Genomic DNA, 9495 nt, shown 5'->3' on the forward strand with positions numbered 1-9495 from the left:
GCTCAGGGGTCTAGACGGGCACCGCGGTCGCACCGGCCCGCTGGGCCGAGCAGTCGGAACACACGCCTTGGTAGACGACATCGGCCACGTGGATGCTCATCCCGTGGGTCTCGCTCGGGGTCAGGCATGGTGCATGCCCCACGGCACAGGCCACGTCCTCGATGCGCCCACACACCGTGCACACGGCATGGTGGTGGTTGTCGTCGACCCGGGTTTCGTACCTTGCCGGGGAGTTCGCCAGGTCCAGCTGGCGCAACAGTCCGGCGTCCGTGAGCGAGTGCAGCACCACGTAGATGGACTGCACCGTGATCTCCGGCAATGCCGTGCGCACGTCCGCGAGCACCTCGTCCGCGGTGGCGTGCTGGTGGCGCTCGAGCGCGTCCAACACCGCCAGTCGGGGCTTGGTGACCCGCAGTCCGGCCGCCCGGATCCGATCGGTCCACGGCACGGGCATGACGGCGCCGCCGCCGTTCTCCCGTTCCCCGGGCTGATCGGTCAGAGTGGTCGAGGTCATAGCTTCACTATGTCATGTTTTGAGTTACTCATCAAAAGGTTGCGGGGTGTGCCGGACGACGTAGGGGTGACGGGAGGGTGAACCCTCGGGGAGGGCGGCTTCCCCCTCCTCACCCTCTGGCGCCGCGGCAAACGCTCTCCACTACATCCATGCCGCGATCCGCACGGTTTTTCCTTGTTTTCTGGTCGTTCTGCACCACAGATGTTCCCACCCGCTGTCCAGCGGCGCGTCCGTTCGCGCGGGCCATCGACGACGCCGCCCGCGGCCTCCGCGGCGCCCAATGGCGGGCGGCCGTACTACCTGTCCGGGTGCTTCACGGCAAGGTACAAACCCGCGAGCCCACAGAGGGTCTCCAACAGGGGCAGGTCACACTGTCACGAGTTCGTGCACCAGACCCATTTGGTTCCCCTGGTCGGCCGGCACCAGATCCGGGAACCTTCAGCTCACAAAAGGCGGCGAAGAAAACAGCTTCTCATTGCCCCCCTCGTAGACTGCACGGTAGACCCCCGCCCCACCGAGTAAGGCAGCCACCCACCGTGTTTAACCACGCGTCCTTCATCTGGGGTGCCGCGGACATCCTGCGCGGCACCTATAAGCAGCATCAGTACGGGGATGTGATCCTGCCGTTCACGGTCCTGTTCCGCCTGGACGCTGTGCTGGCCCCCACCAAAGAGGACGTCCTCGAGGCCATCGGCCCCACCTACGTGGACACTGAGCCGCCCCTGGCGATGATCCGCAACCGCACCAAGCAGGCCGGCAACGAGCACACGTACAACTTCTTCAACCGCTCCCGCCACACCCTCAAGACTTTGCAGGGTGACCCCGACAACCTCGAGGAGAACCTGCGGGACTACGTCAACGCCTTCTCGGAGAACGTGCGCGAGATCTTCCAGAAGTACGAGTTCGAGCAGACCATCTCCGGCCTCGCCCAGCACGATCTACTCCTGCAGGTCCTGCAGCACTTCACCAAGGCCAACCTGCACCCGGACGCGGTGTCCAACGAGCAGATGGGCCACATCTTCGAGGAACTGATCCGCAAGTTCGCGGAGGCGTCCAACGAGACCGCGGGTGAGCACTTCACCCCGCGCGAGGTCATCGACCTCATGGTCACGCTGCTGCTCCACGACGACGAGGAGCTCACCACCCCCGGCATCGGCCGCGACGTCTACGACCCCACCGCGGGCACCGGCGGCATGCTCTCCGCCGCCGAGAACAAGATCAAGCAGTTCAACAGCGAGGCCTGGGTCAACCTGCTCGGCCAGGAGATCAACCCCGCCTCTTATGCAATCTGCAAGGCGGACATGGTGGTCAAGGGCCAGCCCATCGACAACATCGTCCTGGGCAACACCCTGACCAATCCAGCCTTCGAGAACCGCACCTTCCACTACTGCCTGTCGAATCCACCGTTCGGCGTGGATTGGAAGCAGCACCGCAAGGCCGTGGAGACCGAACATCAGATCGCAGGGTTCGCCGGCCGCTTTGGCCCCGGCCTGCCCCGCGTCTCGGACGGCTCGCTCCTTTTCCTGATGCACCTGATCTCCAAGATGCGCGAACCCAGCGCCACGGAGGAGAACCAGTCGGCCGGCCGCGCGGCCATCGTGCTCAACGGCTCCCCCTTGTTCACGGGCGGTGCCGGTTCCGGGGAGTCCAACATCCGCAAGTGGGTGCTGGACAACGACTACCTCGAGGCGATCATCGGTCTGCCCACGGACATGTTCTACAACACCGGTATCTCCACCTACGTCTGGGTGCTGTCGAAGGACAAGGCCCCCGAACGCCGCGGCAAGGTCCAGTTGATCGACGCCACCGGCATGTTCGTGAAGATGCGCAAATCCGTGGGTTCCAAGCGCAAGGAACTCTCGAAGGAGAACATCAAGGAAATCGCCGACCTCTACGCCGCGTTCACCGAGTCCCAGCACTCCAAGATCTTCCGCACCGAGGACTTCTTCTACCGCACCATCACGGTCGAGCGCCCCCTGCGCCTGAACTTCGCGTTCACCGCCGAGCGCATCGAGCGCGTCATGGCCTCCAAGCCGGTCGCCAAGCTCCCCGAGGACGACGCCGCCGCGCTCCGTTCCGCCCTTCACACCCGGTCCCAGCGCGCGGCCGGTGAGGTCAGTACCAACAAGAGCGCGTTCACGTCGGAACTTCTCGATGTCCTGGTCGAGGCCGGGCTGCAGCTGAAGCCCGCGGTGCTCAAGGCCATCGTGAATGAGCTGAGCGAACGGGACGAGGACGGCGAGCTGCAAACCAACCGCGTCCTGAATCCAGAACCGGACTCGACACTCCGGGACACCGAGAACGTCCCGTGGGATCAGGACATCCACGAGTACCTGGAACGCGAGGTCAAACCCTTCGTCCCCGACGCCTGGATCGACGAGTCCAAGACCAAGGAGGGCGCGGAGATCCCCTTCACCCGCCACTTCTACGAGTACGTCCCACCCCGACCGTTGGATGAGATCGACCGCGACCTCGACGAGGTCCTGGGCCGCATCCGCGCGCGTTTGGAGGAGGTGAAGCGGTGAACTGGTCATGGACAGAAGCCGCCGCGGGTCGGGATGGGTCTTTGTCGCTGCCTGCTGGCTGGACGCAGTCAAGAGTCGGCCATGTGTCACGGATTATCAACGGAATGCCGTATGACTCAAAGTATTTCGGCACAGATGGCGAACCGCTCATTAGAATCCGCGATCTTTCCACTACTGATGTTGAGACTCGTTACAACGGCCCGCAACTCACCGAATATCGTGTCTCAAGGAATACGCTTCTAGTAGGAATGGATGGCGAATTTAATACTGGTCGATGGCGTCTTTCAGAGCCCGCATTGCTCAATCAACGAGTGCTTGCCATCGAATCCGGTCCATACTGGAGCAAATGGCTTGAATATTGTCTACCATTCGCTCTCAATGTTCTAAATGACCTGGCGTATTCCACAACCGTCAAACACTTGAGTTCCTTTGAAGTGGCCAGGGTCCGCATACCCACCCCGCCCGAGGGCGAGATGAAAAAGATTGCAAATTACCTCGACCACGAGACCGCCGAAATCGATGCTTTGATTAAGCAGCTTGCCGAAGTAAAGACTCTTATCAGTGACCGGCGGCGAACGATAATCGATAATTCGTTCGCGCACGCCGCGTGCCCTGAGGTCGCGCTGAAATATCTCGGGGTACTTCATTCCGGTCTCACGCTGGGGAAACGTTATGAAGTCGCTACCCAGAAATACCCCTACCTTCGCGTGGCTAACGTTCAGGCTGGGTACGTGGACCTGTCGGAAGTAGCAGAAATCGATGTCCCACCCGCGGTAGCAAGTGAGAATCGCCTTGAACCCAATGACGTATTACTAACCGAGGGCGGGGATCGCGACAAACTGGGCCGCGGCGCCCTTTGGAAGGGACAAATCGATCCCGTCCTGCATCAAAATCATGTTTTCGCTTTCAGGTGTAACTCAAAACTCCTTCCCGAGTACTTGGTTTATGCACTGGAGTCCACTTCCGCGCGGATCTACTTCGATCAGACGGCTCGACAGTCAACGAACCTAGCATCCACCAATTCGACAGTCGTCAGGAATTTCAAGTTTCCTGCGCCCCCTACTGTCGATCAGCACTCGATTGTCGAGCGCCTGGATCATGAAATGTTAGAAATGCAAGAAATGCTCGCGAATTCCAATAGGGTCATCGACCTCGCCCGCGAGCGGCGCGCCGCGCTCATCACCGCCGCGGTGACCGGGCAAATCGACGTGACCGCTAAGAACAAGCCTGCGGCCGAGCAGCTCGAGGACGACGTCGCGCAGGGTCTGCACAGGGAGTACGCATGAGTGCACCGCATCAGGAAAAACCATTCCAGAGGGAGATCGCGGAGTACTTGGAGGGGCACGGGTGGTCCCACTCCCGCAATTCCCAGGGCTACGACAAAGAGCGGGCGCTGTTCCCCGAGGACGTTCTCGGGTGGCTGCAAGACACCCAGCCGGAGCAGTACGCGCGGATCGTGCCCGAGCACGGGGATGACGCCGCGCGGGCCAAGGGCGAGCGCCGGATTCTGGACCGTCTGGCATCTCAGCTGGAGCAGTCGGAAAAGGCCGGCGGTGGCACCCTCAATACGCTTCGTCGCGGCTTCTCGGTCCCCGGGGCGCAGCGGTTCAGCATGCTCACGGCTCCCCCGGCGGACGACCGCAATCCTCGGATCACGGAGCGCTACGCGAAGAACCGGGTGCGGGTGGTGCAGGAGGTCGGCTACTCCACGCGGAAGAGCGACCGCATCGACCTGGTGCTGTTCCTCAACGGGCTGCCCGTGGCGACCGTCGAGATCAAGACGAACTTCACGCAGTCGCTGCAGGCGGCCATCGAGCAGTACAAGACGGACCGCACGCCAGCCGGTGAACCGCTGCTGACCCCGCATCGAGGTGCACTGGTGCACTTCGCACTCACCGAGAACGACGTCTACATGACCACCCAGCTCAGGGGCGCGGACACATTTTTCCTGCCCTTCAACCAGGGGCATGACAACGGAGCTGGCAACCCGCCGTCGCATGACGGTGTACCCACGTCCTACTTCTGGGAGCACATCCTGGACAAGGACACGTGGATCACGATTCTCACCAAGTTCGTCTACGTGAACCACGAGAAGAAAACCGATCCCCGGACCGGGCGGATCACGGAGTCCAGCCAAATCCGCTTCCCCCGCTTCCACCAGTGGCGCGCGGTCACCAAGCTGACCGAGGCGGCCCGGACTGAGGGCCCGGGGCAGAAGTACCTGATCCAGCATTCAGCGGGTTCGGGCAAGACGGACTCCATCGCGTGGACCGCCCACCGCATGGCCTCCCTGCACACTCCGGAGGGCGAGAAGGTCTTCGACACCGTGTTCGTCATTGCGGACCGGCAGGTGCTGGACCGCCAGCTCCAGGACGCGGTGGATCAGCTGGTCGTGACCACGGGAACCTTCGAACCCATCACCTCCGGTTCCGAGGGCTCCAAGACCGAGCGCCTGCTGGAAGCGTTGCGGGCGGGCACGCAGATCATCGGCGTGACCCTGCAGACCTTCCCGTACGCCCTCGCCAAGATCCGAGAAAAAGGCGGCACGTTCGAGGGCAAGCGCTTCGCGGTGATCGCGGACGAGGCGCATTCGTCGCAGACGGGGGCCGCGGCGTCGTCGGTCAAGGACCTGCTGTACCGCAACGACCCGACCGCGGCGCAGACGGGCGAGGAGACCGAGCTGGAGCCGGGCGCGGACCAGGACGCCCTGGTCCAGATGGCCGCACAGGCGGACGACGGTCGTCGGATCAGCTACTTCGCGTTCACCGCAACCCCCAAGGCCAAGACCCTGGATCTGTTCGGCGTCCCGGGTCCGGACGGTAAGCGACAGGCCTTCGACTTGTACTCCATGAAGCAGGCCATCCAGGAGGGGTTCATCCTGGATGTGCTCAAGAACTACACCACGTACGAGATGGCCGCCCGGATCGCCCTCAAGGGTGCGGACCCCGAAACGGTGCCCGAGGGCAGGACGGGGACTGCGGCGTCGTCGACCGAGGACGAGGTGGACGTGCGCAAGGGGACGCGCGCGTACATCGGGTTCGTGGAGCTGCACCCCACGAACGTGGATTCCAAGGTGGACGTGATCCTCAAGCACTATCAGCACACCGTGAAGAAGGAGCTGGGCGGGCGCGCGAAGGCCATGGTGGTGACGGGGTCGCGTGCGTCCGCGGTGAAGTACCAGCGGGCGTTCCAGAAGCACATCGAACGCGAGAAGCTGCCGCTGCAAACCCTCGTGGCATTCTCGGGCTCGCTGCCGGATCCGGATGTTACCGCGATCGGTAACGCGGCCGTGCCGGAGGTGACCGAGGCGTCCATGAACCCGGAACTGCGCGGGAGGGACCTGGCCGGGGTGTTTAGCCAGGAGGACCAGAACATCCTGATCGTGGCGAACAAGTACCAGACGGGCTTCGACCAGCCGCTACTCACGGCCATGTACGTGGACAAGCAGCTCTCCGGGATCGCCGCGGTGCAGACGCTGTCGCGGCTCAACCGGCGCGCGGACGGCAAGAAGAACACGTACGTGCTGGACTTCGTCAACGACCCCGCCCAGATCCTGGCGGCGTTCCAGGACTACTACGAGGACGCGCGCATCGAAACCGATTCGGACCCGGACCTCGTGGCCAAACAGATGACCAAGCTGGATGCCGCCAACATCTACACGCCCGCGGAGGTCGACCGGGTGTGGGCGGCGTGGTCGGACAGGAACGGCAAGCGCGGCGCGCTGACCTCGGCGCTGGTACCGGCGGTCGAGCGGTTCACCAACCGCTGGTCCCGCGCCGTGTACGACGACGACGCCGCAGCGCGCGACGAGCTCGACGAGTTCCGTTCCCTGCTGGGCCAGTACACGAAGTCCTATGCGTTCTTCTCCCAGATCCTCAACTTTGGGGACACGTACTACCTCAAGCTCTCCGTGTTCGCGGATCTGCTGGCACGCCTGCTGCGCGAGCAGCTGGACGGCGGCGAGCGCGAGACGGTGACTGCGGACGACGTCGTCCTCACCCACTACCGGCTCGAGAAGCAGCGGGGCGAGGACCTGCAACTGGAAGACGGCGAAGCGCGGGGTCTGCAAGGCATGACCGAAGCCGGCATGGCCCGCCAGCAGGAACGCGAACGCGCGGCCAAGGCCGAGCTGGTGGAGAAGGTCAACAGGTTCCTCGGGGGGCTGGATGCCAGCGATGAACACAAGGTAAGCGCGGTGGAACTACTGGTCCGCGAGGCCGCCGAGAACACTGACCTGCAGCAACAGGCGCGCAACAACACCAGGGCGGACTTCTCGCATTCCCCGCAGGTGCGTCTTGTGCTGGAGGATTCCGTATGGAATCAGAACCGCCAGTCCGAGGCGATCGCCAAGCGACTCCAGGAGCTCCCGCCCACCGATCTGGTGGAACTGGCCATGGCGTTCGATTTGTGGGAACGGTCGCGGGCAGGGTAGGGCTTATCCCTGAAAGCACGTGTTAGGGGGCCGCGAGGCCGGGGAGAACTCAGGAGTACGAGTGAATACGACACGACGCGGTGGCACGGGGGACGTGACAACCGCAACGGACGGGGCGCCGCGCAAGCGGCGACTGGTGGGGATCGATGCCACCCGGGGGCTGGCACTGATCGGGCTCATGGCCATCCACCTGCTGCCCGCGTGGAACGAACAGACCGGGGAGGCCAGCTGGTCCTGGCGGTTGTTCTCCGGGCACTCGGCGGCCCTGTTCGCACTGTTGGCCGGAGTGGGCCTGGCGCTGGGCTCCGGCGCCCGGCAACCACGCGAGGGGCGAGCCCTGACCGCTGACCGGGTGAGTGTCCTGGTCCGCGCCCTGCTGATCGTCACGGTGGGTATGACCGTCAACGCCGCGATGCCGGAGGACCCTCCCGCCTACAACATCCTGTTCTACTACGGCATGTTCTTCATCCTGGCCATCCCGTTCCTGCATGTCCGCCCCAAGACGCTGTTCATCTGGGCCGCCGGGTTCGGGATCCTCTCGCCCCTGCTGATGCAGCGCATGCTGGATGTCCTGCCGGAGTGGTGGTATTACAACCCCACGCTGCCCAATGTCCTCAGCAACCCCGCGGGCACGCTTTCTCAGCTTCTGCTGACCGGCAACTACCCGGCGCTGCCGTACATGACGTACCTGCTGGTCGGGATGGGGCTGGGCCGCTTGGATCTACGAGTAGTGCGCACCCAGGTCCGCTTGGTGATCGTGGGCGTCGCGCTCACCGTGTTGGCCCAGCTCGTGTCCGCCGTGCTCCTCTACGGCCTCGGGGGCTACTCCGTATTGCAGGAGGCATCGCGCTTAAGCGAGTCCACGCTCGACGAGATCCTGGTGTGGGGTACCGACTCGCTACCAACCGACACCGGGTGGTGGCTGGCCATCACGACCCCGCATTCCAACACGCCGCTGGCCATTGCGACCAGCCTCGGGCTGAGTCTGGCGGTGCTGGGGGTGTTCCTGCTCATCAGCCAGAAGATCGGGGACTGGCTCGTGCCGTTGTCCGCGATGGGATCGATGACCCTTACGCTCTACTCGGCGCACCTGCTGGCCCTGTCCCTCGAGCTGCATTATGACTCCCCCTACCTCTGGTACCTCGTGCACGTACTGGTGGCCGTCGTCTTCGCCGTCATCTGGCAGCGGACTCTTGGGCAGGGACCGCTCGAGCGGGTGGTCGCCTACTGCGCGAAGGGGACGCGCCGCCTCGTCGCCGGGCGGGGCGGCAATGCCAATCCTGGAAAGACCCGCAACTCCTAACTGGCGTCAACCTCATCCCGCGGTACCCGCTCTGGCGTTCGACCTATGGGAGCGGCTGCGGCAGAGCGAGGGCTGCTGATCATCTGGGAATTTCCCGGCCGACACTGGTCAAGCTGCTGGAGCAAGGCGATATCCCATTCACCAAGGTCGGAAGGCACCGCAGAGTCTTGCTGACTGATCTCATCGCCTATGAAGAACGTCTCGAGAAGACACGCCGCGAAGGTCTCCGTCAAGCAACTCACGAGGCAGCTAACCACGGCACATACTTCGACATCCCGGCAGACCCGGCCACCCGGTAAATCCCCATGTCGTTCCCGGTGGTTCTCGATGCATGCGTATTGATTCCCATGCCTATCGCAGATCTACTACTGCGTCTGGCCACGGCCAAGCAATTCAGGCCGCTCTGGTCGAGAACTACGAGAGCCTCGTGCCTGCCATGACCAATGACCCCAAGGACAGACATGTGCTGGCGGCAGCGGTCCGTTCAAGAGCCGAGCTCATCGTGACATCCAACCAGAAGGACTTCCCGGCAACCGCCCTCAAGCCCTATGACGTTGCGGTGCGATCTCCGGATGACTTCTTACTCGACCAGTTGGATTTGGACCCTTCAACCGTGGTCCGCATCGCCGAAGAAGTGGTGGCTGACATGCGGACTCCCCATCCTCATCGTCGCCGGGCGGGGTGGCTCGTAGCTCACCCCAGTTCCCCGCTCCCCATGAAC

At 63.4% G+C, this 9495-nt stretch carries 6 protein-coding genes and 1 pseudogene; 6 read left to right on the plus strand and 1 reads right to left on the minus strand.

Annotation, left to right across the window (positions count from 1 at the left end):
* Positions 1-10: 10 nt before the first annotated feature.
* Positions 11-454, minus strand: a complete 444-nt coding sequence (locus J1M36_RS07470) for a Fur family transcriptional regulator (RefSeq protein ID WP_064846719.1) — start codon at positions 452-454, stop codon at positions 11-13.
* Positions 455-1050: 596 nt separating this feature from the next.
* On the opposite strand from J1M36_RS07470, the gene J1M36_RS07475 reads away from it, so the two are divergent.
* The 6 genes and pseudogenes from J1M36_RS07475 to J1M36_RS07500 form a co-directional block, all read left to right on the plus strand.
* Positions 1051-3039 (plus strand): class I SAM-dependent DNA methyltransferase, encoded by a 1989-nt coding sequence (locus J1M36_RS07475; RefSeq protein WP_064846676.1) that lies wholly within the window; start codon positions 1051-1053, stop codon positions 3037-3039.
* Entirely contained in the window at positions 3036-4325 is a 1290-nt protein-coding gene (locus J1M36_RS07480) for a restriction endonuclease subunit S (RefSeq protein WP_206478987.1), read from the plus strand. Before J1M36_RS07475 ends, J1M36_RS07480 begins: the two co-directional genes overlap by 4 nt.
* Positions 4322-7471, plus strand: coding sequence for a type I restriction endonuclease subunit R (locus J1M36_RS07485; RefSeq protein ID WP_064846674.1), 3150 nt, complete (start codon positions 4322-4324; stop codon positions 7469-7471). The genes J1M36_RS07480 and J1M36_RS07485 overlap by 4 nt, the downstream gene beginning before the upstream one ends.
* Positions 7472-7532: 61 nt before the next feature.
* A complete protein-coding gene (locus tag J1M36_RS07490) occupies positions 7533-8774 on the plus strand; it encodes a heparan-alpha-glucosaminide N-acetyltransferase domain-containing protein (protein WP_231885585.1) in 1242 nt (413 codons plus the stop codon).
* A gap of 83 nt (positions 8775-8857) precedes the next feature.
* A complete protein-coding gene (locus J1M36_RS07495) occupies positions 8858-9073 on the plus strand; it encodes a helix-turn-helix domain-containing protein (protein ID WP_367405176.1) in 216 nt (71 codons plus the stop codon).
* Between the two features lie 32 nt (positions 9074-9105).
* Positions 9106-9495, plus strand: a pseudogene (locus J1M36_RS07500) (PIN domain-containing protein); the annotation flags it as partial.

It is taken from the genome of Kocuria sp. KRD140, assembly GCF_017168375.1.
Taxonomy (GTDB): Bacteria; Actinomycetota; Actinomycetes; order Actinomycetales; family Micrococcaceae; genus Kocuria; species Kocuria marina.